The 261-nt window shown below is 62.8% G+C and carries 1 protein-coding gene; it reads right to left on the bottom strand.

All coding sequences use genetic code 11. The features are described 5' to 3' along the window. On the bottom strand, positions 1 to 261 hold a 261-nt coding region (locus FNJ84_RS21860), incomplete at both ends, for a transposase (RefSeq protein WP_185968651.1).

The raw sequence follows: 261 nt of genomic DNA, 5'->3' as shown, positions 1-261 counted from the left end.
CGAGATAGCGTGCTGAAGTCGGGCACCGTCCAGTCGAGACCAACCAGCTGCAACAAGCTCTCGACGAACCCGGTCGTCTGCCGGAGCGCCATGCCGAACAGCACCTTCATCGAGAGGCACGTCTGTATGGAGGCGTCGCTGTAGCTCTGCTGGCGGCCACGCCTGCCAGTTGGTGCGGCCTCCCAGCTCATCTCGGGATCGAACCAGATCGTCAGCGATCCGCGGCGCTTGAGCGCTTCATTGTAGGATGGCCAGTTCCTG

Source organism: Paracoccus sp. M683, from assembly GCF_007096355.1.
Taxonomy (GTDB): Bacteria; Pseudomonadota; Alphaproteobacteria; order Rhodobacterales; family Rhodobacteraceae; genus Paracoccus.
This window is presented reverse-complemented; position numbering and strand designations above follow the sequence as displayed.